This is a genomic window from Rhodococcus koreensis (genome assembly GCF_017068375.1).
Taxonomy (GTDB): domain Bacteria; phylum Actinomycetota; class Actinomycetes; order Mycobacteriales; family Mycobacteriaceae; genus Rhodococcus_F; species Rhodococcus_F koreensis.
In genome coordinates this window covers 329711-353397 of record NZ_CP070610.1, presented here as the reverse complement: position 1 = coordinate 353397, position 23687 = coordinate 329711, and the positions used below count along the sequence as shown (strand labels likewise).

The window sequence follows — 23687 nt, the reverse complement described above, 5'->3', positions numbered from 1 at the left end:
CGTCCGGGTCGAGCCAGCGGCGGCGAGGTGCGTGTCGCGCTCGCCGCGGCGCCGGGTCTGCTGCCTCGCCTGCAACCTGCAATCCCGGCAGGTTGCGTTACTTGCGAATCTTAGCAATTTGCTAGAATTCGCGCTGCAGAGCCCCTTCCGGCCCCGCATCCCGAAACCCGGGGCGCCCGTAAAACGGTCGCGGCAGGCGCCTCGCCACCGAGGGGAGAGGACCGGACCGACCGCGCTGGTCAACGATCCCTACCCTGTCCGATGCCGGCAACCTGCCGGTGATGAGAGAGCCGATGAGCACAGCCGATGCAGAGATGACAGCGCGACCGCGGTCACGGCGACCGGTGGAGACGATCATCGCGATGCACCTCGGATTCGTCGACGCCTTCGGGTTCGTCCTCCTCGGCGGGTTCTTCGTCTCCTCGATCGATGCCACCACCACCCGAACCGGCGTCGCCCTCGGCGGCAGTTCGTGGTTCGTCGTGGGCCTGGCCGGGGCGATCCTGGCCGGGTTCGTCGTCGGTGTCGTCCTGGCCGCGGTGGTCGGCCGGATGTGGCCACGCCAGCGGGTGCCGCGGGTTCTGCTGCTCACGGCGGTTCTCCTCGCGGCAGCCGGCGCCCTCCATGCGGTCACCACCACCGCACCCCTGATCGGATTCACCCTCGCCCTGGCCATGGGCGCCGAAGCCACCCTTCTCGAGACCGGCGGCCTGCTCGCCGCGGCGGCTCGGTCCCTGACCGATCGCCTGTTCGGCCGGGGATCCCGCCGATGGGCTCGATACCTGCGGCTCTGGGGTGCGGTCGCGGTGGGGGCGGCCGCCGGCGCGGTGACATACCGGGTGCTCGCATTCAACGCCCTCTGGGTCGCCGTGGGGGCCGCGACCCTCGCCGCCTACGCCGTCAGAAACAGCCCCACCGACCTGACCGACGCCGCCGGCCCGTTTGGGCTGGAAAGCTAGGCGCCCCAATACCGATCGACCAGAAGGGGTCTGTCGGCCGATCCGGAGCAGACCCGCGAAGTCGCGTACAGGTCCCCACAGACCGCGGTGGCCGCGCAGGCACCGCGAGCCAGCGAGTCCCAGCACGACCCCTCGGGGGCCACCGCGCACACCAGTGCCGGCGAAACGCCGGGGACGCAGCAATGCCGGTCCCGCCGGAGCGCCGACCGGACCCGCGGATACTTCCGCCGCGGCATGCTTCCGAGCGAGGGGTTAACTCGCGGTAACCAATCACCGTCGAACGGTGGAACGAATGGCAGTCGACGGTGTGATGCGCAACCATGGGCCGATGAAGCCCCAGAAGAAGACCGCGATACGGCCCGCGTGGTCGGTGGGCGCTCGGGTGACGACATACCATTCGCCAGATCCGGCGATCGCCGAGGATCAATGGCCGCAGAAGAACGGGGTGATCGTCGAAGATCACGGCGAGATGATCGACTCGGTGACCCGGTCATACGGGCGCACTTGGGCTCTTCCGCGCCGCTGGGCGGTTCTCCTCGACGAAGGACAGTTGGTCTCCCGCGACGGCGCCGAGCTCGAGGGAACGAGGAGTACGGAACCACCGAAGTAGGGCCGCGCCCATCGCGGCGAGACGGCCCACCTTCGTGCGCAGAGATCCGGCCGGTTGCCGCCGGCGCCGTGGAGCGTATGCAAAGACCTCTGAGCAGAACACCGGAGCGCCGACCACCGCACCGCTGACCCCGAAAACCGGACCGTCCGCTCCACGGGGGCTATCGTCAGCGACGGTATCCGCGGTGGGGATCGCGGGCCTGGTGATCCTCGAACGGAACGCACCAGTCCCCGGGTCGAGGTTGACCCCGTGCGTAGCGGCTCGGGGTCGAACAGGGTCAGGACGTCGTAGTCCTCGAACAGGAACTCCAGTGGACTGATCCAGTCGATGTCATCGGGATGGGCCGGGACGTCGCGCAGGAGATCGTCGAAGTCGTCGTCGAGGCGCCGGCCGGCCGCGGTGACGACGACAATGTGCAGCGCCATCTGTTCCCCGGTGCAGGTCGGTTCCGCCGGCGGCGACATCGGCCGCGAGGTCGTCGAATGCCTGCGCCAGGCGTCGCCGCCACGGCTGCCGCACGTCCAGGTGCACGGCGGCGGTTCGCAGCACCGACCCGATGCCCGCACTGTCGATCTCCCGTCCGGCCAACAGGGCGGTATCGACCCGCACCTCGTCGGCGATCTGGGTGGACGTGACCGCGACGGCGCGACGTTGCCGCTCGGTGAGCTCGAGTCCCCGGTCGTCGGCGGGGAATTTGTTATCGGGTGGTCGATTCGGCACCGGATACATGGCCTCGACCCTACAAAACCCAGTGGGTCACGCGCGGGAGCCCGTCGACGTGGGTCATCGTTTCCTCCCGGTCGAACTTGCGGGGTTCGTGGATGCAGGTCGGCGATTGCGTGGTGGTCGCCTGCCGGTGAGCGGGTGCTCCGAGGAACGATCCCCGCCGAGCAGGATGGTGTTCGGTGGTCCTCCTTGTCCGGATCGGTGCTGGCCGCGCAGACTGAAGGTGTTGCGGCGGAAGCGCCGGTGCGTGCGTGCCGATCGGACACGCCGCCTGCTGGTACCTGCTGCTCGTCACTCGATCAGGAGTTCCCATGCCCAGTCCCAGCCCCGGTTATTCGATCACCGTCCGCGTCCATGCACCGGTCGGCGCCGGCACCACGTCGACGCTGGCGGCCGCGATCGCATCGGTGAAAGGTGCCATGACGGCGCTCGATGTGGCCGAGAGCCATCCCGACCACATGGTCATCGACCTCACCTGCGACGCCTCGGACGTCGCGCACGCCGACCAGATCGCGACCGCGATCGCCGAGGTTCCAGGGGTGATCGTCGGCAAGGTCAGCGACCGCACCTTCCTTCTGCATTTGGGCGGCAAGCTCGAGGTGGTCCCCACGGTTCCGCTCACACACCGCGACGACCTCTCCCGCGCCTACACCCCCGGCGTCGCCCGGGTGTGTACCGCCATCGCTGAACACCCCGAGGACGTACGCCGCCTGACGATCAAACGCAACACCGTCGCCGTGGTCACCGACGGCTCCGCGGTCCTGGGTCTGGGCAACATCGGTGCCGCGGCGTCGATCCCGGTGATGGAGGGCAAGGCGGCACTGTTCAAACGGTTCGGCGGTGTCGACGCCTGGCCGGTCTGCCTGGACACCCAGGACCCGGATGCCATCGTCGAGATCGTCCGGGCCCTCGCGCCGGTGTACGGCGGGATAAACCTTGAAGATATCTCCGCCCCAAGGTGTTTCGAGATCGAGGCTCGGCTCCGCGGTATCCTCGACATTCCGGTGTTCCACGACGACCAGCACGGGACCGCGATCGTGGTCCTGGCCGCCCTGACCAACGCGCTGCGCGTGGTCGGCAAGTCGCTCGGCCGGGCTCGGATCGTGGTGTCCGGCGTCGGCGCCGCCGGGCACGCTGTCATCCGGTTGCTCGTCGCCCAAGGTGCGACGAACGTCATCGGCTGCGGGCGTCGGGGGATCGTGTCCCCGGACGACACCGCCGACGAGTTTCGTACCTGGATCGCCGAGCACACCAATCCCGAGGCTCGGACGGGATCACTGCGGGACGCGTTGGTCGGGGCGGACGTGTTCATCGGGGTCTCGGCGCCGAACATTGTCACGGGCGATGACATCGCGGCGATGGCCGACGAGTCGATCGTGTTCGCGCTGGCCAATCCGGTCCCGGAGGTCGATCCGGTCGCCGCCGGTGAGCATGCCACCGTGGTGGCCACCGGTCGGTCGGACTTTCCCAATCAGATCAACAACGTCCTCGCCTTCCCGGGGGTGTTTCGTGGTCTGCTCGACGCGCACGCGGTCGATATCACCGACGAGATGCTGATTGCCGCGGCTGGCGCGATCGCCGACAGGGTGTCGCCGTCCGAGCTCAATGCCACGTACATCGTGCCGAGCGTGTTCGATGCCACCGTCGCGCCGGCGGTCGCGGCGGCGGTGCGCGAGGTGGCCGAGCGAGGGCGGCAGCCCCAGGAGTGAGCTCAGTCGGTTTCGTCTTCGGTGTGGCGTTGCGCGGCCCCGCGTCCGTGCGAACCTCGCTGTCGCCGTGCGCATGTGTCGGCCGACGCCCGGCGGTCTGCCGTGTGGATCGCCAGGCCCCGCATCCGAGGTGCAGGTCCCCGACGATCCGATCGGCGAGCATCACCCGCGGACTCACATCCAGGACGGGGTGGCGACCATTAGCTCGGCACCGATGGGACTTCGGTCGGCCCTCCCAGTCGTAACCATTTGTCGTACATGCTTATCCATGTTCCATCCGTACGCACCCGTTCCAACGTTCCGTTCACGAAGCGCACCAGATCGTCATTGCTCTTGTTCGGGACGACGCCGTACGGCGGAACAGGCGACTTGGTCGGAGTCGATTGAGATGTGCACCCCACCACTGCCATTGCGGCCATGACCGTCGACGCACCGCCAACGCACTGCCAACGGCAGGGATCCTCGAGCAAGGGCGCAACGGTGGCCGACCGCCCACGGCCAACAGCCAACGGAAGGCAATCGCTCGCAAAGTAAAAGGCGCCGGCGTCTCCGTGACCGCGCTCGCGCAACACTCGGCGTGGCTACGGCGACGCTGCATCGCACTCTGATTAGCTGTTCCGCGTGACCAGCGGAGACAGGGGGAACCGACATGGCCGGCAGACGCACGCTCGGAAGTACACGCGGCAACGTCCCGGCGACGACCGAGTCGTACTCCTCGATGTCGACGGCGTGGTCACCGACATGTCCATGTTCGGGTGTGAACTCGAACGGCCAGCGAGGGAGTGGTGGCCGGCGTTCTTCTCCCACATCGCGGATGCGGAGGTGATTGAGTCTGGTTTCGACCTCGCCTGGGCGATCGAGGGACTCGGCTTCACCCTGGTCTATTCGACGAATCGGCCCGACTACACCCACACGGGTACCCGTCGATGGCTCACCGAGCACGACCTTCCGACCGGGCGCGCTCCGTGTGCAGACAACAAGGTAGGGCCTCGTCTTCGACCGCGGCGGAGGTCAAACGCTCCCACTCCAGCTCGTCCGACGGCAGCATCCGCAAGGGTTGCGTGCGTTCATCGACGATGAAACCGGTATCGTCGACCAGCTCACCGTCGAAGGGTTTCGGCCCTGCTCGCCACCGATCTCGCCGGTCTCGGTTCCCGCAGACTCCTGCACGTACTCGAAGGTGGCCAGCAGGCCCTCGCTGGCGCGCAGAACCACGGCGCGACAGCATTAACTCCTGCATAGAGCCACGACGGCGACCTATCTCGTCATAGGCGCAGGTGGCTGTCGCCGGCTCTCGAAATGAGCCTTCAGGAGTCTGCCGGGACCAACCGCCACAGGTACCTGTCGGGTGCGTCCGGCGGGCTGCGTCCCGTGATCGGTGGTATTCCCTGCGCGGACATCTGAGGGTGCGTACTCGGTCCGGTCTTTCCGCGAGTGGTACGCACCGTAGTACTACATCCATCCCCACACGATCGGGTTGATGCGTCGGGCGAGATCGGCGAAGGTGTGGTCGGTGCGCCGGTGCGCCGGTGCGCCGGTGCAGCCGCCGGAACCGCACGTGCGCACTGATCCTCTTGCAGGGCGTCCCTGCTGACCGCTGTGTTCGATGCGTGGAGACTCGCACCGGCTGATCAGCGCGGAGGCGTCGCCCGCCACTTGTTCCTCACACGTCTCTTCGCCGATGCGCGAACCGGAGTTTCCGTCGCCGTAATGTTCCCGCCGAGCAGGCGCAACAGTGCGGGTGAACCATAACCGCATGCCTCACTCCAACCCGGTTGCCGCGTGGAAAACCCTCCGCCAGGGTAACGAGCGCTTCGTCAGCGGAGTCTCGATCCACCCCAGCCAGGGAATCGTCGACCGCGCGCAGCTCGTCGACGAAGAGCACTCCACCGCGGTGTTGTTCGGATGCGGAGACTCACGTGTCGCTGCGGAAATCATCTTCGACCAGGGCCTCGGTGACATGTTCGTCGTCCGAACGGCCGGCCACGTCCTCGACGACGCCGTGCTCGGTTCCATCGAGTACGCGGTGCAGATCCTCGACGCGCCCTTGATCGTCGTGCTGGGTCATGACGGTTGCGGCGCCGTGAAGTCCACTCTGGACGCGCTGGACAAGGGCAAGGTTCCGGACGGCTTCATCCGCTGCATCGTTGAACGGGTGGCGCCGTCGATCATGATGGGTCGCAAAGAGGGCCTCACCACCGTCGACGAACTCGAAGGCCGCCATGTCGTGGAGACCGGGACTCTCCTGATGCAGCGTTCGCGCATCATTGCCGATCGCGTCGGGAGTGGTGCCTGCGCTATTGCCGGCGTCACCTACAAGCTGTCCGATGGCCGGATGCACCTGCAGGGAGGGGTCGGAGACATCGGCGAACTCCGCGACTGACGCGGCCGAAACCGCTGAGCCGCTGGAGCACGGCACCGAACTACCGTGCCGAACGGTGTGACACAAGATCTACGCACGGCGATCGGCCCCGAGGACGCCAGATAACACCGAGGGCTCGGAGAGATCCCCACCGACCCGCCTCGTCACCCAGGGTCCTATGGCGCGGACGGGAATTAAAAGCGCAGCACGACTCATCTTCACTACAGGTTCTTGCCAACCCCTGTGAGCTGAAGGTATCGGCTGCGCGAATGAATCTCAGATCGGTGAGGCATCCAGGACCTCAGAGGCCGGTGGCAGATATCGCCGGAGGACGGCAGCGCTTACCGCGGCATCCCACTTGAACACGATCAACGGAATTGCCGGCAATTTAAGAAACTCCACCTCCACGACGGGGGCGCGAACACCATCTGGTGGATCCGCAGTTCGTGTCCGGGGACTATCAGATTTCGGTGGATCTTACGCTGGCGCGTGGGTTGTTCTGCGCGGAAGGCCCCGTGGGGGATTCGGAATCTGATCAGAACGACGGAAGGTGGAGTGCTGGTAAAACTTCCGTGCGTCGGATCGTGCAGTCATGGACCCCTGGTTGGCGTCGCCTACCGCCCGCACGCGGTGTCACGCCACCCGGGGCGTTCTGGATAACGTGTGCAGACACTCCATGGACCTACTCCGCCCTCATGGAGTGGGTAGCCGACGACTGGTCCCAAGGCCCAGTGGCAGTTCCGCCACGTTGCGGCGGATTCCGTGACGGCAAAAGAACACCGAGTCGTGCAGTGCGCGACAAGTCGAGGCGAGCCGGTAGATAGCGCAGTCTGACAAGATCCGTCTGCCAAAGGAGTGGACGGTCTGGTTGACGTGGTTGACCCTTTGGTGCATCATTGTGGTTGACAAAGTTGACGCGAAAGGGTGGGTGTGGGTGATGACGTCGCTGGTGGAGCAGGAGAAGCAATTGATGGAGGAGCTCTCGCAGCGGGTGCACCGTACCTTCGCCGCCGCCGCTGCGGCCGGCGTGCCCACCGACGCGTTCGCGGACGTGCAGGCGATCGCTGACGCGATGTCGGCTGCGCTTCCCACTCATCATGTCTATGACCAGGTCGTGGGCCCGTTTTATGACACCGCCGGTCTGACTCGGTGGTGGAAGGTCAGTCGGCAGGCGGTGAGCAAGAAGGTCGCCACCAACGCGGTGATCGCCTGCCAGCTCGAGGAGGGGCAATGGGTCTACCCGGTGTGGCAGTTCACCCGCAGCGGCACCGTGGACCCGGCGCTGGTGCAGGTGTGGCGTGTCCTGCGTGCAGGGGCCGACCCGTGGACGAGTGCGCTGTGGCTGCGGGCACCACAGGATGCGTTCGGCGGTAAGACCGCGGTGGGCTGGTTGACCGAGGGCTGCCGGGTCGACCCGGTCCTGGCGGCGGCCCGCGCGGACGTGCAGCGGTGGGCGGCGTGACCCGGGAGGACGTTGCTCTGCGGGCGCCCGGAACGCGCGCGCTCACCGGGTTTCCTGGTTGGCGGTTGACCGGGAGGCGGCAGGTCAAGCGGGGTCACCGGGTCTCGAATGGACCGTGGTGGTTCTCCTCGTCAGGTGGCGGACGATTTGATCTGGCCGCGCCGCGCGGTACGTGCTACGTCGCATTCGATGAGACGACGGCGATCCGGGAGACGGTGGGGGAGGCGTTGGCATCGCTCGGGGTGATCGCCCACGACTTCGCGGCCGAGCGGGCACTGTCGACTCTGCGGGTACCGGGCACCCATGACCTCGCGGACACCTGCGCCGACGGGGCTGCCGCGTTCGGGCTCACCCGGGAGTTGTGTTCGATGACACCGTACGACGTTCCCCGGGCGTGGGCGGCGGCATTCGATGCCGAGTTCGACGGCATCCGGTACCAGACGCGGTTCACCACGGGCCCGGCGGCGAATGCGGCCGCGGTATTCGGTCCGGCCGGGGAGGTGTCCTGGCCTGTGGATCCCCGCCCGGAGTCTTTCGCGGCGGCGGCGAGGCGTTGCGGTATTGCGGTACAGCCGCTTCCGCGGTCGGTCCGGGTTCTCGATCCGCCGACCTGACGAGCCGGCCCGCGCTCGGTAGGGCGACGGTGTGCGTCCAATGCCGGACACATCAGCCGTTCGGGGAAGCGCCGCATCCGCGGCGGCATGGGTGGTGGTGGACGGCAGCGGTGGCTCGGGGCCGACGGCGAGACGATCGACTGGTGGGAACGCGCCACACCTCGCCGCGGGGAGTAGTACTTTTCCGCTGGCGCTTCGTTCGCCGACATGAGCGCGGCGAGTCTGCGACGGCAGGCGGTCTGCCGCCGTTGTGATCAGCGCCGTTCGCTCCCATTCTCGGGCGGCCTGGACCCCGGCGGCAGGTACATATTGCGACCCGCGATTGGCCGGCGGGGCAGGGGCCCGGCATTGGCGCGTCAGTTCACAGGTATCCACCGGTGGTGAGGGTGAGGGCGATGATCACTGCGGCGGCCATCAAGGTGGCCGAATCCAGGATCAGATCCCATAACTTGCACTCGGGGTAGCGATTCCCGCCACTTTTGGTGGACTTCGTATCGTCGGAGGCTTCCTTCATATTCGCGTGTTTCTCTCGACGCCGCACTTCCCGGCATCGCCCATCCCGACAATCGCCCCGTTGAGCAGGGCGATTGTCCGCTGCTAGCGGGACTTGTCCGATTGTGCATCTCGACCGGTAGGCCTGTCACGGTGGCCAGTACGAGCGCGATCCGCATGAGCAGCAGGAATGGCTGATTCTGTGGGAATTGCTTCGAGGACGGCCCGGCAGTGCACCGCCTCGGCCCCGACTCGCTCGGAAAGCGACCGAGCTGAGCGTCCCGTGTGGTCGGATGTCCGGGAGGGAGGTGAGGATGATGGAACGTCCGGACCCTGGCGGGCCGATACGGCGAGAACGATATGAACTCCTGGTCGCAGCGAATCTGGCGCAGGAGAACGCATTCGAAATCCTGGCATTGATCTTTCGATCAAAGGGAGGGGACGAGGCCGCAGCCCGCCTGCGTGCGCTACTCGCTCTCACCGCAGCAAACCGAGTTGATCCTGATGACGCCCTACGGATCCATGACACAACAGGACGGCTCGGATCAAGGAGGAACTCGACGCGATACGGAGGGAACTGGACGCCGAGTAGATGCTCATCCTCCTGCCCAGCTTCTCGATCCGGTCGTCCTCGTTTCTGTCCTTCCCGGCCCCATTTGGAAGCCAGTGACGCCGCGTCGGGACCGACCCCGCGAGATGCTCGCGCATACGTCGACGCCTGGCCCCATTCAGCAGTGCGTCGGCCGCGCACGGTGTGCGACGCCTGCTCCAGTGGTGTTCGTCCACTCGTCATGCTGCGAGGATACGAATCCGCATCTGCGACGTGAGCGTCCGCGGTGCGGCCCGCCAGGCGGGCCGCACCGCGGGAGGTTGTTCAGCGATGACGCTGCGGATCGTGTTACTTCTTCGGGGCCGGGGGTGCGTTCAGCAGGGTGATGAACGGATCGGCGTTGGCTGCCATGGCGCCGAGGCCGCCGATCGCGGTGCCGGCGAGGGAGGCGCCCGCGCCGACCAGTAGTGCGCCGCCGATGCATCCTGCCAAGGGGCCGGCGCCGAACAGCAGTGCTGCCGGTGCGGAGATCACGGCCCCGGCCACGGCGCCGAGGACGCAGCCGCCGACCAGACCGGTTGCCGCGCCGAGGAAGCCGCCGACGGCCGCGGTGAGGGTGATGTTGTCCTTGACTCCGGCGGTGGCGGCGGGCAGGTCGACCTGCCGCAACGGAAGAGCGACCGGGGTTGCGGCGGCCGGGCTGGTGTCGGTGGTCAGGGTTGCGGTGCGGCCGTTGATCTGTGCGGCGACGGGGTGTGCGAAGCCGTTGACGGCGATCGACAGGGGTACCGACTCGACGGTGGCACCTGAGGCGTCGCGGATGATCAGGTGGTTGTTCTCGGTGCTCAGTGACCCGGCGGTGGTGTCGATGATGACCTGGTCACCGTTGCGGGTGAGGTTCCACCCCACACCGGGAGGGGTGGCTGGTGCGGGGTCCGCGTGGGCGGTGCCGGCGACGATTCCCATCGACGCGATGGTTATGGCGGCGACCGCCATCAGTTTGGACATTTTCATGCTCGTGGATTTCCTTCTCGTGTGTTCCAGGGACCGAAACGGTCCCTGCTGTGCTGGACGAGTCCGGCGGATGACCGCAGCGCCGCTCGACGCGGCCGAAGGCGCTGAATCGCCGTCGTGAGGATGTTGACCCGCAGGCTGGCTGTGCAGCCAATGCCGGGATGGTGTTCTGCTGAACGGGGTTCCGTGGATGAGTCGGCGTTCCCGGACGTTTCCGGAGGTTGTTGTTCAGAGAGCAGGCGTGAGAGTGTAAACCGGAGTGGATGCCGGTGCGGTCGGTCGCCGCAGGTACACGGTCCAGGTGATCACCGCGCAGAGGATGTAGAACGCGGCGAACACCCAGAATGCTGTGGTGGCGGACTTATGAACCCCGAGGTAGGACGCGCGTAGGACGAGGTTGATTCCGCCTCCGCCGAGGGCGCCGACGGCGCCGGCGATTCCGATCAGTGCCCCGGACATCGTGCGTGACCAGACGGCGGCGGTCGGTGCGTCGTGAGGGTGCAGCGCTGCGGCTTTCGCGGCGAAGATGGCCGGGATCATTTTGTAGACGGACCCGTTGCCGATTCCGGAGATGACGAACAGCAGGATGAAACCGACGACGTAGGCGGTCATGATGGCGGTGTTCGCGGCCCCGGGGGTGGAGTCGTCGACGGTACCGGCGACGACGAGGATACCGGCGGCTGCCATCATCGCCACGAAGCTGTAGAGGGTGATCCGGCCGCCGCCGATCTTGTCTGCCAGGCGTCCGCCGAGTGGGCGGGATAGGGACCCGAGAAGTGGTCCGATGAAGGCGATCTGGGCGGCGTGCAGGGCGGCGGTGGCTTGCATGGCAGGGGTGGCCGGAGCGCCGTTGGTGAGTCCGGCGAGGAAGTTCAGTTGCAGGATCTGGCCGAAGGCGAAGCTGAATCCGATGAACGATCCGAATGTTCCGATGTAGAGGAACGAGATGATCCAGGAGTCACGGAATTTGAGTACATCGATGAGGGATCGTGCGTCGGTTTTCTGGTCGGTGAGGTTGTCCATGTAGAGGGCGGCGATGACGGCGGCGATGCCGATGAGCACCAGGTAGACCGCGCAGACGATCTGGGGGCTGCGGTTGCCCCAGGTGGCGATCACGAGCAGGCCGATCAGCTGGATGGCAGGGACGCCGATGTTGCCGCCGCCCGCGTTCAAGCCCAGGGCCCAGCCCTTGAGGCGTTGCGGGTAGAACGCGTTGATGTTGGTCATCGAGGACGCGAAGTTCCCGCCGCCGAGTCCGGCGAACGCGGCGACGATCATGAACATGGTGTAGGAGGTCTCGGGCCTCGAGATGAAGTACAGGGTCAGGGTCATCGGAACCAGCAGTGCCAGTGCGCTGATGATGGTCCAGTTCCGGCCACCGAAGGTGGTCGTGGCGAAGGTGTAGGGCAGGCGCAGTATGGCGCCGACCAGGGTGGGTATGGCGATAAGGAAGAACTTTCCGGCTGCATCGATGTGGTAGACCGCCGTGGGCATGAACAGCACCATCACCGACCACACCGACCACACCGAAAATCCGATGTGCTCGGCGAGGATGGAGCCGAGGAGGTTGCGGCGGGCAATGTTCTTCCCGCCCGCCTCCCAGGCGGCCTCGTCCTCGGGGTCCCATTTGTCGATCCGATGCCCGACCGATATCGGGGCATGCGATGAGTTCGAAGGTCGCTGAGATATTGTTGTCACGGCTTAGCTCCTGAGATTGAAGATTCGCAGAACCATAAAGCCGGAATGTGTCCGCTCGATGGCCGGTGGTGTCGGGGCGCTTACACTTCGCTCACCTGGGCACATGCACGGAAGACAGCACCCCGAAACAACACCGTGACCATTGGGCAACAGACTCTACATATGCATATGCCCTGGTCGGGAGCAGGTTTTCCGGCCCCAGAGATGCGGTCTTCCCGGCTGCAGCGCGGGCGGTGTCGATCGCCGCGGTCGTCTTGTGGTCGTCGGCGGCGGGCCCGGGTGGTGATCATGGAGGTAGCGCGGTACCGAAAGCGATATGCCCGAACGCGTCAGGATGGCCCGGGGTGGGCGGCGCGGTCGGCCAAGTAGGCGAGCGTCATGGCAAGGTCGGACAGGAATGTTGCAGATCATGCCTGGTCGGGGGTCTGCGCCACGGATCGGCAGCGTTCGGAGGTCCCGCGGTCAGTCCGATCTTCCCCAGCCGTGCCCAACAGCAGCACTGCGGCGGTGTGTGACTCGACACGGCCCGGAGGTCGAGGCGGACAGACGTGGATAATAGGACGTGGTTACAGGCACCCGGTACAGCTCTGATGTCAAGCTGCGGAATATGATTCGTCACAAGGCGCGGAAGTGCATTTCGTCGCGATTGCTCCGCGATGACTCGATTAGCCGTCTCCGGTGGCCCGCGACAGGTGGACGGCTACTGACTGGGCACTTGCACAGTATGGCGATCTCATTCAGTCCGTCCGGTAAGTCGTTGAGACGTCGAGGATGGTCGAGCCGAAGAAAACCCCGTCGTCGTCGAGAACTTGGGCGATGTGTCCGAATGCGCGGCCCTTCTCCGCCCAGGTACTAGGCACGCAGTGCAGCACGAAGTTCGCGGACACGGAGTTGAACACCCAGATGTCCGGGGGAAGCGGGGCGAGGACGCTGCCGGTGTACGCGGTCGCGGTGATGCCCCGGTCGGCGAGACGGGTGGTGGTCATCTGCAGGGTGTTCGGGTTGAGGTCGAGCAGCTCGATCGTCGGGTTTCGGGGTCGGGTATGTGGCGCGGCGGAGGTACCAGCCGGTTCCGGGGCCGATGTCGAGGTGCCGACCACCGAGGTGGAAGTTGTAGACCGCCAGCAGCGCCCGGCTGTATGGGGCGGCGCCGGCCTTCTCCGCCTCGGTGACCTCATCTGCAGACATGCGTGATCCCCCTCGTTGTTCACGTGATGGCGTGCTAGCGGACATGCCAACCTCCCTGTAGGCGGACACGTTCGTCCCTGCTGACGGACAGCTGATCTCCCTGTCGATGGACATGGGGGCCGGCGGTGTGTCGGTCCTGACACAGACGCCCCTCCGGGGTTTTGCTCGAGGTCTTCGACCACCTACGAGCGACTCCCACCGGAGGGACGCATGAAGAAGTCTGACAGGGACATCATGGAAATTCTCGAGGCCTACGACACCACCGGCACCGCGCACTCAGCGGCGCAGCTGGCCGGGGTCGATCCGAAAACCGTCCGACGCTACGTCGCCGTCCGTGACGCCGGGATGCCGGTGACCGGCCCGTCGCGGCGGCCCCGCATCATCGACGAGCATCTACCCCAGATCGAGCAATGGGTCGAGCGCAGCAAAGGCAAGGTTCGTGCCGACATCGTCCACGAACGCCTCGTCGCTCTCGGCTTCGACGGCACCGAACGCACCACCCGACGCGCCGTCGCGGAGGCGAAAGCCGCATGGCGGGCCGGGCACCGCCGCACCTACCGACCGTGGATCACGGAACCCGGACTGTGGATGCAATTCGACTGGGGTGAGGGCCCGAAAGTGCCCGGGCCCGGTGGGATTCTGCGCTCGACGCTGTTGTTCTGCGCCTGGCTGGCATGGTCACGCTACCGGGTGGTGATCCCGGTGTGGGATCAAACATTGCCGACGTTGATCGCGTGTCTCGATGCCACGGTGCGCCGCTTCGGTGGGGTGCCGACCTATGCGTTGACCGACAATCCGCGCACGGTCAGCATCGACCACGTCGCCGGGATCGCGGTGCGGCATCCGCAGATCGTCGAAACCGGCCGCCACTACGGCATGGCCGTGCACACCTGTGTGCCCTTCGACCCGGAATCGAAGGGTGGCAGCGAGGCGACCGTCAAGATCGCCAAGGCCGATCTGGTGCCCACCGACGCGAACCTGCTGCCGGACTACGCCTCGTTCGCCGACCTCGAGGCCGCGTGCGAGCAGTTCTGCGCCACGGTCAATGCGCGTCGGCACCGCGAAAGCGCCCGCATCCCGGACGAGGCCCTGGCCGAGGAACGCGCCCGGCTGCACACCCTGCCGACCTCCCCACACACTCTGGCACTGGGCACCACCCGCAGCGTCGGCACCGATCAGACGATCCGGTTCGGGTCGGTGCGGTATTCGACGCCACCGGGGTTGGTCGGCACCGAAGTGTGGGTGCGCGCTGCCGGCACGGACCTGGTCGTCGTCGCCGACCTCGATGCCTTGCCCCAGGCCCCGGAGTGGGCCGAAAACAGGAGAGGTTTGAGTGAGGTTGCGCGACATTTACTTTCGACGCCGGGGAACCCGCGGATCGACCCGGCGCATTACCCCGATCATCCGCAGGACCCGGGTGGGGCACCGAAGCCGCCGGTCCCGAAGGCCCGCTCCGCGGCCGAAGCCCGGTTCCTCGACCTCGGGCCCGGGGCGCACACCTGGTTGGTCGCCGCGTCGGCGGCCGGGACGGTCCGGATCCGGGCGAAGATGACCGCCGCGGTCGAGTTGGCCGCATTCGTCGGCGCCGCCACCGTCGACTCGGCATTGTCGAGAGCAGCCGAAGCGGGCCGATTCGCCGAGGGGGACCTGCCGGCGATCGTCGCGCACCACACCGACACCACAGCCGGCGCGGGTGTCGTCGCCGACGAGGAGCATTCGGTCCAACCCGGCACCGCCGCCTGGGCCGGATTCGGCAGCACCGGTGCGCAGGCACGCTCATGAACCCCGCACCGCCACTGCCCGACGACCTCCTCGCCGTCCTCAAACGGATGCGCCTGCCCTACCTGCGGGCTGCCGCACCGGAGGTGCTGGCGACGGCGAAAGCGCAGCGGTGGGATCCGACCGAGGTCCTCAAGGTCCTTCTCGACGAGGAGGTCCGCGGTCGGGACGAGGCAACGAAGGCGATGCGCCGCAAGACCGCAGGGCTTCCCGCCGGGAAGACGTTTTCCTCATGGCGGGAACAGGATTCGTCGATCCCGGCTCCTACCCAGCAGGCCCTGATTACGTTGGAGTGGGTGCAGCGCGCCGAGAACCTGGCGGTCAGTGGACCGTCGGGGACCGGCAAGACGCATTTCGTCGAGGCGCTCGCGCATGCGGTGATCGATGCGGGGATGCGGGTGTCGTGGTTCACCCTCGAATCGTTGACCGCCGCGATCGGGCGGGCCGCGGTGGACGGGTCGATCACCAAGACCATCACCAAGATCACCCGCGCCGAGTTGATCGTGGTCGATGACATCGGGATGCTGCCGTCCGGTCAGGCCGCCGCTGAGGCGTTCTACCGCCTCGTCGATGCCGCCTATGAGCGCCGCAGTGTCGTTGGTGACCAGCAACCTGCACCCGTCTGGATTCGACACGATCATGCCGAAAACGCTCGCGACCGCCGCGGTCGACCGACTGCTCCACCATGCGCATGTCGTGATCACCGAAGGCACCTCGCTGCGGTTGCAGGACGCCACCGCCGGACGCGGGGTGATGCCGTTGACCTGATGGTGCGGGAGATCAGCTGACCGCCGACAGGGAGATCAGCTGTCCGCGCACAGGGACACCACCTGTCCGCCTACAGGGACGCCCCCATGTCCCTTGACAATGGCGTTCCCCCGCCATCACCGATCGTAAACGGCGCCGACTTCAGGGACTCGGTCGATTCGTGTCGCGATGTTTCACGGCCGCCGCCACGATGAAGTCACCGGTCTGGTACGAGTCCCGCCACGGCATACAGGGCGCCCGGAAGAAGCTAATGACATGCGGTGCCACGTCACAACGGTCTGTCATTCACGTGATCTACCTGCGGGTTTATTGGGCAGTGCAGTTCTGTCCAGCGATCGGGCTGTGATGAAGTGAAACCATGACTGTCACCGCGCCAGCGCATATTTTCACCGACGCACCGATCACAGATGCCAGCGGAGATCGCCTCGATCGCGAGGAGTTCTCGGCGCATGTAGCCCAACGAATTGCTGCGATGGGTGGACGCGACAGTGTCGCGTTCGGGCTCACCGGGGCTTGGGGTAGTGGAAAGACTTCCGTCCTGCGGATGATTGCAGATAACATGCCCACCCCCGAATGGTCCGTGCATTACTTCACGCCGTGGGCCGCATCCGATTCGGCGACGCTGGTGAAGGAGTTCTACGCCACCATCGAATCCGCCCTGCCTACCGATGTCCGCAAGAAGATGGGAGGCAAGTTGCGGGCGATGGTCCCACTTGCGACCGGAGCAGCCAGCATGATTCCAGTAGCGGGGAAGGCGGTTAGCACGCTTTTCGAGGAGACTGGCAAGTACTTCGAGAAATCATTCCAGGATCAGTTCAAGGAAGCATCGAAAGACATCGTCGAGGCAGGGATCCGCATACTTGTTGTCGTGGACGACATCGATCGACTCCACGCCGATGAGTTGGTCGCGGTGCTGAAGACGGTCCGCCTCCTCGGAAACTTCCCAGGGATCCACTATTTGCTTGCCTACGATCAGAACACCGTTCTCGATGTCCTGTCCGCGACATCGATCGCGAAGAACTCGGACCGGGCACTGCAGTTCCTCGAGAAGATCGTGCAGTACCCGTTCGACCTTCCTCCTCTGCAACAGCCACACCGCGTTCGGGAGATGACCACGGCGCTCGCGAAGGTGGAAGCGACCCACAGTCTCGGGCCGATACTCTCGGGCAGGGGGCCGTTCGGATCACCGGTCGATGATCTCCTGTCACTCGTTCCTCCCGGCGACCTCGAAACGCTCCGGGCAATCCATCGATTGGTAACCCAGTTCGATATCACGCTGACGGTGATCCGCCCGAACGAGATCAACGCCACAGACCTGTTGTTTCTGACGTTCCTGCGGGTGCGCTATCCGAGGCTGTACCAGAAGCTGCCTGCGTGGAAGGGCAGGCTGCTGAGGACCGGGCCGGTCTCCACTCGGAGCGGAGAGGAGCCGAATTGGCGTGCTCAGATCGAAGAGGCAGCTGAGGTCAATGGCGAACGCGCGGATGCGCTGGCGCGATTGGTGCAATACCTCTTCCCCGCTGTTAGAGGACCAGGCTGGATCGGAAACGCGCGCAAGCAGAGTGTTTGTAAAAGTGCGTATTTCGACAGGTACTTCGTCATGGGCATTCCGGTGGGCGATATCAGTGACGCACTAATTGTGGCCGGACTATCGGAGCTGGCGGACACCGGCCAACTCGCCGACCAGTCACCCCTGGGCATGGCGCTGGCGGATGAGCAGATGGCCGGCCACGCGGCGGAGAAATGTTGCACCCTCTTGCCCAAGGTCACGGCGAGCATGAACTCGGCTAACGCGGTTTCGGCCGCATTGGTTGTCAGTCGTCGTCTCCTGAATTTCACGACAGCCTCGAGATTGTCTTCGGAGTCTCGGTTCGCTGGTGCATTGGCAGGCATCGCCGTGGTACTAGCGGACACGGCTGAATCTGCCTGCGCAGTCCTCGAGACATTCGTCAGCGAATGGGGACTGCACGTGACGATCCGGACGATGTCGACCTCAGTCGCAGCCAACACGCCCACGGAGGAGGAGTCGGAGCAGATTCGTGCGGTCGGGGAAGACGTGCACCGCAGGTGTTTCGACGCCTGCATCACGGATCTCACGACGGACGATTCGGAAACTGGCTCCGTGCTCTTCTACGGGTCGTATCTGGGTGAGGATCGTCTGAACGAACTACGCAACAAGGTCAAAGAGATGATCGATGGCGGCCAGGAAGTGGACCGAATTGCGGCACGCTTCGTCAGTATCTACACGGCGTACAGCAGCGAATCAGGTCCAGTCCAAGGCGCGCCGCTACTTGGTGGTTTCAACCGAGATGAGTTCGAGATGGTTGTGCCTCGTCAGCTTTGGGAGCCTTTGATCGTGGAAAGACCAGAGGACCGCGAGGAGATCAATGAAGACGATGCTTCGATCGAGAACCGCGTTCGGCGGGCCCGTCAGGCACTGATCCAGGCGAAGTCAGAATAAGCGTGACAAACACATTCGGAGCGATCGTTGGCTGAAATCGGGCGGGATGAGCTGATCGTGGACTGCGGACGCTAGGTATGCTGGGCGTCAGTCGGCGGTGACGCCGGCGATGCGCGCGGGAACGTGTTGATGGTTGGTCGCCAGATGATGCACGTTCTCCGTGGAACCCGCCCGTGAGGTGGGTCCGGGCGTGGCAGATGGCTCTAGGAACCCGTCTGCCACGTTTCGTCGTTTCAGGGGCGGTACCGAGGCGGTCGGGGAGGTCGGGGTGGCGTACAACGTGAGCCCGGACGCGCCACCGACGCGCCTGGACCCGGAGGCCGGCACCAGTATTACGCCCGCATCGAAGCCCGCTGGCTATCGTTCCGCCGACACGTACAAAGACCGCGCACAGGAGCGTGATTCGGCCCGGGAGCTTGACCGGATGGTCGAGGACGCCGAATTCACCCGCGCCCGCAAAGACCTGGAGCGGGCCTTCCCGCGAGCGACAGTGCCCGAGGTCTCCGAACGTAAACGCCGGGACTTGCCGATCCCGGATTCGATTCGTCAGCCGCCGAGTTCGCGTCAGCGCAAGGTGCGCTCGGTGAACAAGCACAGGGCGCAGTCGCGGTTGCCGGCCGTCGGGTACACCGCCGTGCAGACCCTGATTACCGACCCGGACCGGTGGAAGACGGTCGGCGAGGCGTTGTCGACGGCACGCGGTGACGCGCAACAACTGGACGAGAAGATGAGGTCCCAGGTCCAGCGCGTGGACCGGGCGATTCAGACCGCGGAACGGTTCAACGACCGAGGCCACATCCTCTACTGCGCGGTCACGCTCCCGCACATGGTGCCGCAGGAAGCGGTCAACCTGCCCTCGACGCTGCAGCCGGATTCGCGGCTGGATTTCGATCGGCACACAATGGCCACCCATGCCCTGCACGAACTCGACCCGACGGTCGGGGAGCGGGATGTGGTGTTCGAGATCGAAACGGACCGGGGCATGTATATGGGGCGGTCGGACACGGTCGACGACACTGCGCACCTGCTGCCGCGCGGGATGCGGTTCGAGGTGGTCTCGGCCGGTGAGGGGCGCTACCGTCGCCCGGACGGGAGCATTGGCCGGCGGATGATCGTGCAACTGCGAGACATCACCGAGGAATGAGGGGCTTGATGGGACTATTCACCGACGACAAGGGCCGACCCGAGCTGGTCGTGCACCCGGACATCAAGCTGGGGCGCGCGCACTTCCGGCCCGTCGACGACCAACCCGAGAGCGAACCCGAGGAAACCCCGAAGCAACGCGCCCGCCGGGAGCTGAAGAAGCGAATGACCGAGGAACGGCTCGCGAAACAGAAAACCGAAGGCACCAACCCCGAGAAGGGGTAAACGCCTCCGGCTCATCCTGTGCATCCGCAGTGGACAAACTCTAGCCCATTCTTGCTCATGTACTAGACAGCCCGCGTTGTTCGAGCGGCCCCGGCACCGCGATCAGAGGCTCGGGGGACGTGTCATCACCCCTGGTGAAAGCCGCACTCCGTCGTGGTCGGTGCAGCGGTCAGGAAGGGGCGCACCTCGAGCCACTCGTGGATCGGCTTCCCATCCGCACCCCGGGGCCGCGGACAACTCGCCGGCCAGCTCGAGCGCCCGCTCGTGGGTCTCGACGTCGATCACCATCCAGCCGGCGATCAGGTCCTTGGTCTCCGCGAACGGGCCGTCGGTGACCGGCGGCCGCCCCTCGCCGTCGTAGCGGACGAACGTGCCCTCCGGGGAGAGTGCCTGACTGTCGACGAACTCGCCGGTGCCCTCGAGCCGGGCGGCGAAGTCGTTCATGTACTGCACGTGGGCGGAGATCTCCTCCGGCGTCCACTGGTCCATCGGTACGTCGTTGACCGATGCCGGCGCGCCGCGGTAGTGCTTGAGCAGCAGGTACTTGGCCATCATGTTCTCCTTTGGTGCGGTGCGGCCCATTCTGGCCGTTTCACTGCGGGGACGAAGCCGCGTGCGGGTTCTCGACATACCCCGGCGACATTTCCTAACTCAGTTGTCGGATGCGGGGGAGTACATCGGCGAGTTGTTCGAAGAGGGCGGGCCAGCCGCGGCGGAGCCAGGTGAGACGGCCGCGGTCGAGGTGGCCACCGTCGAGGAGGTGGGAGAGGCGGTGTTGCTGCTCGGGGACCCCCAGCTCACGGAGTTTGGTGTAGACGGGATTCACCGGGAGCCGGTGGCGGGCGATGTGGGCCCAGACGTCGGTGGTGGTCCAGTCCCAGATCGGCCCGTACGCGGTGGTGCCGTCGGACGGGAGATGATGCCGTCGCGGCGGCAACCTCGGGTGTAGAGGTGCCAGCGGGCGGCGGATTCGTCGGCCCGCACTACATCAGCAGCCTGCCCTCGTCCGGATCGTCCACGTCGGATACGACGACCGGAAGCCGACTCGTATTCGGGGCTCAGCCGGTGTTGGCGCCCCGGTGTCGGCTGTAGTAGCCGGCCATCAGCCGCCAGTAGACCAGCAGCAGCGCCATCATGACCGCGGTGGCACCGGCTGCCGGTGCGGCGCGGCGTCGCCGGGCGGCGATCAGTGCGGTGATGCCGGCCAGCGTGGCCGCCGCGTTTACCGCCATCGCGGTGTCGCGTGGCCGCTCGGTGATCCAGAGTTCTTCGCCGAGCACCGCCCGGGTGGACCAAGCGTGCTCGTCCGCCGGTTCGGGAAGATCACGGGGTTGGCGGCCATCCAGGCACCGACGATCGCGGCATGGCTCCACTGCCGTGTCGACAGAGGAACGAGCACAAGAGGGGTGCTCAGCTAGCGAGTCCAGGCACTCCACGGGTTGGAGTGGCGAGCGAAGACCTCGTGTTTGAGATCGGCGAAACCGCGTGGCATGTCAGGATCTATCTTCCGGCCCGCGCGCCAGCGTTCGATCACCGCGGGCGCTGCGAGACGTGTCTTGCCGCACCCAACCCGGACCGAGCAACGTGACGAGCCTCCCCGGGGCCACGAGGACGGCGATCTCTCGGAGTTCACGGGCACAGCCGATGAACCTGGAAAGGTCGGGCGGCAGCGTGTCGATGTCAGTCATCTGCGCAAAGTCTGGCACCGCCGCGCGGCGCCGGGAACGAGCTGGATCGGCTCGCAGCGAGTTGGAGTCGCCGCGCCAGCAGGAAGGCCGGCAGCCCCACGCTCACTGCGGCGGCGATGCTGAGCAGGGGATAGAGGCGCCAGTACCGCAAACCGATCCCTGAGAGGATGCGCATGATGATCGACAAGCAGAGCGCCCGGTGCTGTCAGGGATCACTTGTGGGGCCGGCCCCTGCGTCCGAATGCCGTGCGGGTGCATCAGGCGAGTTCCGACTCGGCATCGAAGCGTGTGCGTGCGTTTTCGATCTCGGGCATGTGGGTTTCGGCCCAGCCGAGGAGGACATCGACCGGATGGCGAAGGGTCTTGCCGAGCGGGGTGATCCGGTACTCGACGGCGACCGGGCGAGAGCTGAGAAGTTCGCGCTCGATGATGCCGTTGCGTTCGAGTCGACGCAGGGTGGCGGTCAAAGATTTCTGTGTCACTGAAGGGATCGCGCGGCGCAGATCGTTGAAGCGGCTTGGGCGCTCGCACAGTTCGTTGAGCACCGCCAATGACCACTTGTCGAGAATCTGATCAAGCAGCTCTCGATGAGGCGGGGTGATCGTGAGTTCGTCGCGAACGGCCTGGGGAGTATCTCGCATGCTACCTAGTCTCATTGAAGTGACTTCTGTATACCAGGTATTAAAGGTATACCTATCCAGGTCGATATTCGAGGAGAACCTTCATGACCGTTCAGTACTTCACCCCCGATGGAATGACGCAGCCCACTCCGTATCACCACGTCGCTGTCGGTTCCGGAACCCGACACGTCCACGTCGCAGGTCAGATCGCACGGCTCGCCGATGGAACCCCGGTTGCCCAAGGTGATCTCGCGGGGCAGGTCGCCCAAGCGCTCCGCAACACCGCGACAGGGCTGACCGGGGTGGGCGCGACCTTCGACGACGTCCTCCGGCTGACCTTTTACGTCACGGACTGGAAGCCCGAGAAGATCGGTGAGTTCATGGCCGGTGTCGAGCAGGTCGCCGAGGAGATCGGGCTCACGCTGCCGCTGCCGCCGACATCGCTCATCGGCGTGGACTACCTGTTCGAGCCGGATGTGCTCGTCGAAGTCGAGGCGACCGCCCTCATCGACTGACCGAATTCCGCGGGGCGCTTGTGCTGCAACAGCAACCGAGCGCCTGCGCGGGGGCAGCGCCCACCAAACAGTCCTGGTTACCCATCCGCTCTCGGGACGAGCGCTGACCCTTGCGAGTGCGCGCTGGGCGCCGATCTCGTCCCGGTGCAGGTTCGGCGTGCGGGACGAGTGGGCGCTGTGCTATTCCCGTCGAAGTGAGCCCATCCGCAGGTACTCTGGGTCCCTCACGAGGCGGGGTCCACCCACTCTGCCGAGCATCCCTGTGGCGCCCGGAGCCGGGCGTCACACGCAAAATCTCGGATAGAGTAGCCGAATGCGTCGGGCAACTTCGACATCGCTGAGTGCGTGGTACAGCGAGGTGTTCGACATCGGCCTCGACACCCTTTGGAGATGCGTCACGGCGCACCACCACACCAAGCTCGGGGGTAGTCCCGGCTACTACGTCGTCTGGCGCGGCGCTGGCGTTCACGTGTCGCTTCCCGACGCCGCTGGGGCGGAGACGACTCGCTGTCTGTCCCGCCAGCCCGCCGGAGTCCTGCGAGGAAGCGCGTGAGCGACACGAGCACCGGCACCGGCAAAGTGGTCGTGAACAGGGCGATGTCGCTCGACGGCTTCATCGCCGGTCCCGACCACGCGATGGACTGGATCCTCGACCTCATGAGCGCGGCCGCGTTCCCGGAGGTCATGGCGGCCACGGGCGCCATGCTCATTGGCCGGGGCACCTACGAGGTCGCCAAGCAGATGGCCGACGAGGACACCACCTACGACGGGGGGCCCGAGTTCGTCCTCACTCACGAGCCGCCGGAGGAGCCGGACCCAGGGGTCACGTTCCTCACCTGCGACATCGCGGAAGCCGTCGCCACGGCGCTCAACGCTGCGGGCGGCAAAAACCTGGAGATCCTCGGTGCCGACGTGGCCAGCCAGTGCCTGCAGCGAGGGCTCGTCGACGAGATCCTGGTGTATGTCCTGCCGGTGCTTCTCGGCGACGGTATCCGCTTCTCGACCCCAGGCCTCGGCAGGATCGACCTGGAACCGTTCAGCAACACGCAGTCGGGCCCCGTCACCATGCTCCGATTCCGCGTCCGCAAATGATCCCGGCGCGCC

At 65.8% G+C, this 23687-nt stretch carries 20 protein-coding genes and 3 pseudogenes; 14 read left to right on the top strand and 9 right to left on the bottom strand.

The annotated features are described in order from the left end of the window. The first annotated feature begins 293 nt into the window (after positions 1 to 293). Both JWS14_RS42615 and JWS14_RS42610 read left to right on the top strand, forming a co-directional pair. The gene (locus tag JWS14_RS42615) at positions 294 to 959 is read left to right on the top strand and encodes a DUF1275 family protein (RefSeq protein WP_241031762.1); all 666 of its coding nucleotides are present in this window, start codon (positions 294 to 296) and stop codon (positions 957 to 959) included. A 328-nt stretch (positions 960 to 1287) separates the two neighbouring features. Further along, positions 1288 to 1569 carry a hypothetical protein gene (locus tag JWS14_RS42610; protein ID WP_206016426.1) on the top strand — a complete coding sequence of 94 codons (282 nt, stop codon included), beginning with the start codon at positions 1288 to 1290 and terminating at the stop codon, positions 1567 to 1569. A gap of 330 nt (positions 1570 to 1899) precedes the next feature. Here JWS14_RS42610 and JWS14_RS42605 read toward each other — a convergent pair whose 3' ends face one another. Then, positions 1900 to 2298 (bottom strand): hypothetical protein, encoded by a 399-nt coding sequence (locus tag JWS14_RS42605; RefSeq protein WP_095869913.1) that lies wholly within the window; start codon positions 2296 to 2298, stop codon positions 1900 to 1902. A gap of 308 nt (positions 2299 to 2606) precedes the next feature. On the opposite strand from JWS14_RS42605, the gene JWS14_RS42600 reads away from it, so the two are divergent. From JWS14_RS42600 to JWS14_RS42585, 5 genes are all read left to right on the top strand, one after another. After that, entirely contained in the window at positions 2607 to 4004 is a 1398-nt protein-coding gene (locus JWS14_RS42600) for an NAD-dependent malic enzyme (RefSeq protein ID WP_206016425.1), read from the top strand. A 741-nt stretch (positions 4005 to 4745) separates the two neighbouring features. After that, positions 4746 to 5084 carry an LNS2 domain-containing protein gene (locus JWS14_RS51975; RefSeq protein WP_420855176.1) on the top strand — a complete coding sequence of 113 codons (339 nt, stop codon included), beginning with the start codon at positions 4746 to 4748 and terminating at the stop codon, positions 5082 to 5084. Positions 5085 to 5760: 676 nt separating this feature from the next. Next, positions 5761 to 6387 (top strand): carbonic anhydrase, encoded by a 627-nt coding sequence (locus JWS14_RS42595; RefSeq protein WP_206016424.1) that lies wholly within the window; start codon positions 5761 to 5763, stop codon positions 6385 to 6387. A 916-nt stretch (positions 6388 to 7303) separates the two neighbouring features. Continuing rightward, positions 7304 to 7828 carry a hypothetical protein gene (locus tag JWS14_RS42590; RefSeq protein ID WP_206016930.1) on the top strand — a complete coding sequence of 175 codons (525 nt, stop codon included), beginning with the start codon at positions 7304 to 7306 and terminating at the stop codon, positions 7826 to 7828. Then, positions 7825 to 8442 carry an RES family NAD+ phosphorylase gene (locus JWS14_RS42585; RefSeq protein WP_167116409.1) on the top strand — a complete coding sequence of 206 codons (618 nt, stop codon included), beginning with the start codon at positions 7825 to 7827 and terminating at the stop codon, positions 8440 to 8442. Before JWS14_RS42590 ends, JWS14_RS42585 begins: the two co-directional genes overlap by 4 nt. 361 nt (positions 8443 to 8803) lie before the next feature. Here JWS14_RS42585 and JWS14_RS42580 read toward each other — a convergent pair whose 3' ends face one another. The 4 genes from JWS14_RS42580 to JWS14_RS50690 all read right to left on the bottom strand — a co-directional run bounded on the left by JWS14_RS42580 (position 8804) and on the right by JWS14_RS50690 (position 13182). After that, a complete protein-coding gene (locus JWS14_RS42580) occupies positions 8804 to 8956 on the bottom strand; it encodes a hypothetical protein (protein ID WP_179443367.1) in 153 nt (50 codons plus the stop codon). A gap of 876 nt (positions 8957 to 9832) precedes the next feature. Continuing rightward, positions 9833 to 10498 carry a DUF8020 domain-containing protein gene (locus tag JWS14_RS42575; RefSeq protein WP_206016423.1) on the bottom strand — a complete coding sequence of 222 codons (666 nt, stop codon included), beginning with the start codon at positions 10496 to 10498 and terminating at the stop codon, positions 9833 to 9835. 228 nt (positions 10499 to 10726) lie between these two features. Further along, on the bottom strand, positions 10727 to 12196 hold the full coding sequence (locus JWS14_RS42570) for a nitrate/nitrite transporter (RefSeq protein ID WP_206016422.1): 1470 nt from the start codon (positions 12194 to 12196) through the stop codon (positions 10727 to 10729). A gap of 737 nt (positions 12197 to 12933) precedes the next feature. Next, positions 12934 to 13182, bottom strand: a complete 249-nt coding sequence (locus JWS14_RS50690; RefSeq protein WP_241031761.1) for a hypothetical protein — start codon at positions 13180 to 13182, stop codon at positions 12934 to 12936. Positions 13183 to 13594: 412 nt separating this feature from the next. Here JWS14_RS50690 and istA point away from each other — a divergent pair, with 412 nt between their 5' ends. The 5 genes and pseudogenes from istA to JWS14_RS42540 all read left to right on the top strand — a co-directional run bounded on the left by istA (position 13595) and on the right by JWS14_RS42540 (position 19760). Continuing rightward, the gene (istA, locus tag JWS14_RS42560; RefSeq protein WP_241031760.1) at positions 13595 to 15166 is read left to right on the top strand and encodes an IS21 family transposase; all 1572 of its coding nucleotides are present in this window, start codon (positions 13595 to 13597) and stop codon (positions 15164 to 15166) included. Further along, positions 15163 to 15931, top strand: a pseudogene (gene istB / locus JWS14_RS42555) (IS21-like element helper ATPase IstB). Before istA ends, istB begins: the two are co-directional and overlap by 4 nt. Before the next feature lie 358 nt (positions 15932 to 16289). Further along, entirely contained in the window at positions 16290 to 18392 is a 2103-nt protein-coding gene (locus tag JWS14_RS42550; protein WP_095869918.1) for a KAP family P-loop NTPase fold protein, read from the top strand. 268 nt (positions 18393 to 18660) lie between these two features. After that, positions 18661 to 19536 carry a hypothetical protein gene (locus JWS14_RS42545; protein WP_095869919.1) on the top strand — a complete coding sequence of 292 codons (876 nt, stop codon included), beginning with the start codon at positions 18661 to 18663 and terminating at the stop codon, positions 19534 to 19536. A gap of 8 nt (positions 19537 to 19544) precedes the next feature. After that, on the top strand, positions 19545 to 19760 hold the full coding sequence (locus tag JWS14_RS42540; RefSeq protein WP_095869920.1) for a hypothetical protein: 216 nt from the start codon (positions 19545 to 19547) through the stop codon (positions 19758 to 19760). Between the two features lie 125 nt (positions 19761 to 19885). Here JWS14_RS42540 and JWS14_RS42535 read toward each other — a convergent pair. The 4 genes and pseudogenes from JWS14_RS42535 to JWS14_RS42520 all read right to left on the bottom strand — a co-directional run bounded on the left by JWS14_RS42535 (position 19886) and on the right by JWS14_RS42520 (position 22089). Beyond that, positions 19886 to 20312, bottom strand: a pseudogene (locus JWS14_RS42535) (YciI family protein). Positions 20313 to 20406: 94 nt separating this feature from the next. Next, positions 20407 to 20744 (bottom strand): annotated as a pseudogene (locus tag JWS14_RS42530) (phosphoadenosine phosphosulfate reductase domain-containing protein); the annotation flags it as partial. Positions 20745 to 20818: 74 nt separating this feature from the next. After that, positions 20819 to 21040 carry a hypothetical protein gene (locus JWS14_RS42525; protein WP_338051659.1) on the bottom strand — a complete coding sequence of 74 codons (222 nt, stop codon included), beginning with the start codon at positions 21038 to 21040 and terminating at the stop codon, positions 20819 to 20821. 665 nt (positions 21041 to 21705) lie between these two features. Beyond that, a complete protein-coding gene (locus JWS14_RS42520; protein ID WP_095869922.1) occupies positions 21706 to 22089 on the bottom strand; it encodes a winged helix-turn-helix transcriptional regulator in 384 nt (127 codons plus the stop codon). 83 nt (positions 22090 to 22172) lie between these two features. On the opposite strand from JWS14_RS42520, the gene JWS14_RS42515 reads away from it, so the two are divergent. Both JWS14_RS42515 and JWS14_RS42510 read left to right on the top strand, forming a co-directional pair. Continuing rightward, positions 22173 to 22583 carry a RidA family protein gene (locus tag JWS14_RS42515; RefSeq protein ID WP_095869923.1) on the top strand — a complete coding sequence of 137 codons (411 nt, stop codon included), beginning with the start codon at positions 22173 to 22175 and terminating at the stop codon, positions 22581 to 22583. A gap of 549 nt (positions 22584 to 23132) precedes the next feature. After that, on the top strand, positions 23133 to 23675 hold the full coding sequence (locus JWS14_RS42510; protein WP_206016421.1) for a dihydrofolate reductase family protein: 543 nt from the start codon (positions 23133 to 23135) through the stop codon (positions 23673 to 23675). Positions 23676 to 23687: the final 12 nt, after the last annotated feature.

What these genes read in the sequence shown, in the direction of transcription:
- JWS14_RS42615 (WP_241031762.1), top strand. Translation starts at nt 294, where the DNA reads ATGAGCACAGCCGATGCAGAGATGACAGCGCGACCGCGGTCACGGCGA.
- JWS14_RS42610 (WP_206016426.1), top strand. Translation starts at nt 1,288, where the DNA reads ATGAAGCCCCAGAAGAAGACCGCGATACGGCCCGCGTGGTCGGTGGGC.
- JWS14_RS42605 (WP_095869913.1), bottom strand. Translation starts at nt 2,298, where the DNA reads ATGTATCCGGTGCCGAATCGACCACCCGATAACAAATTCCCCGCCGAC.
- JWS14_RS42600 (WP_206016425.1), top strand. Translation starts at nt 2,607, where the DNA reads ATGCCCAGTCCCAGCCCCGGTTATTCGATCACCGTCCGCGTCCATGCA.
- JWS14_RS51975 (WP_420855176.1), top strand. Translation starts at nt 4,746, where the DNA reads ATGTCCATGTTCGGGTGTGAACTCGAACGGCCAGCGAGGGAGTGGTGG.
- JWS14_RS42595 (WP_206016424.1), top strand. Translation starts at nt 5,761, where the DNA reads ATGCCTCACTCCAACCCGGTTGCCGCGTGGAAAACCCTCCGCCAGGGT.
- JWS14_RS42590 (WP_206016930.1), top strand. Translation starts at nt 7,304, where the DNA reads ATGACGTCGCTGGTGGAGCAGGAGAAGCAATTGATGGAGGAGCTCTCG.
- JWS14_RS42580 (WP_179443367.1), bottom strand. Translation starts at nt 8,956, where the DNA reads ATGAAGGAAGCCTCCGACGATACGAAGTCCACCAAAAGTGGCGGGAAT.
- JWS14_RS42575 (WP_206016423.1), bottom strand. Translation starts at nt 10,498, where the DNA reads ATGAAAATGTCCAAACTGATGGCGGTCGCCGCCATAACCATCGCGTCG.
- JWS14_RS50690 (WP_241031761.1), bottom strand. Translation starts at nt 13,182, where the DNA reads ATGACCACCACCCGTCTCGCCGACCGGGGCATCACCGCGACCGCGTAC.
- istA (WP_241031760.1), top strand. Translation starts at nt 13,595, where the DNA reads ATGAAGAAGTCTGACAGGGACATCATGGAAATTCTCGAGGCCTACGAC.
- JWS14_RS42550 (WP_095869918.1), top strand. Translation starts at nt 16,290, where the DNA reads ATGACTGTCACCGCGCCAGCGCATATTTTCACCGACGCACCGATCACA.
- JWS14_RS42540 (WP_095869920.1), top strand. Translation starts at nt 19,545, where the DNA reads ATGGGACTATTCACCGACGACAAGGGCCGACCCGAGCTGGTCGTGCAC.
- JWS14_RS42520 (WP_095869922.1), bottom strand. Translation starts at nt 22,089, where the DNA reads ATGCGAGATACTCCCCAGGCCGTTCGCGACGAACTCACGATCACCCCG.
- JWS14_RS42515 (WP_095869923.1), top strand. Translation starts at nt 22,173, where the DNA reads ATGACCGTTCAGTACTTCACCCCCGATGGAATGACGCAGCCCACTCCG.